The organism is Cytobacillus firmus DS1 (genome assembly GCF_000565285.1).
Lineage (GTDB): Bacteria > Bacillota > Bacilli > Bacillales > Cytobacillaceae > Cytobacillus > Cytobacillus firmus_A.
This window is the reverse complement of record NZ_APVL01000070.1, coordinates 1-801: the sequence shown is the minus strand read 5'-3', so window position 1 is coordinate 801 and position 801 is coordinate 1. Positions and strand designations below refer to the sequence as shown.

Annotated in this window: 1 protein-coding gene; it reads right to left on the bottom strand. The window is 40.9% G+C overall.

Annotated features, from left to right (window positions below; all coding sequences use genetic code 11):
* Positions 1-68: 68 nt before the first annotated feature.
* Entirely contained in the window at positions 69-497 is a 429-nt protein-coding gene (locus PBF_RS24800) for an RDD family protein (protein ID WP_035333687.1), read from the bottom strand.
* Between the last annotated feature and the right edge of the window lie 304 nt (positions 498-801).

Genomic DNA, 801 nt, shown 5'->3' with positions numbered 1-801 from the left:
TCCACATGCACTTTTCCGATATGCTCAGCAATTTTCTTCGCTTTCTCATTCAGTTCTCAGATGTTGGGTCAGGCACACCTATTTTGTTCTCTGCTTACATAAGTCCCGGCAATCAGGTCATGAATCGCCCTCTTGTCTTCCCTGAATATGATCATAAACATACTGACTAAAGTTGATATACCAAACGTCACATTAGATAATAGAAATTTTCCGACAATCTCTCTTAGAACCATCGTTTTCAACGTTAAGCCTTCTTCACCTATCCGTCTAACCTTGATCTTAAAAATGCGCTTTCCAATGATATAACCGCTCCAGACAAGGGGAACGAGTGTTAAATAGATAGTATAGATAATCGGCCAGGTCCATCCCATCATCCAGGTAAACGGGGAATCTCCCTCTATCAGAAAGAACACCGTTGAAATGGGTATTGTAAGTATTAGAGTATCAATTATATCCGCTGAAAATCTTATGCCAAATCCCGCATGCTGATTCTCCATTCATCTCTCTCCTTCTTTAGTAAAAAAATGCCACAGTTGTATGATAAGCAATCATGACCATAATAGGACTCCAAACCGCAAAAGCAAATGAGCTCAAAAGCATTGCCTCCTGAGCTCATTTGACGTGCCTCTGCTATTCCAGATTATCTTGGCACTCACCTAAAATCTGCTGCGTTAGTTTATTGAGATGAATTTTCCCTGGCCTTTTGTTCAAAGCTATTCTCAACATATACAAGTCTTCCGCTTAATCCCGACCCGGCCTTTCGATTCGACCTTCCCAATATATTCCTTAGCCAAAGGCACT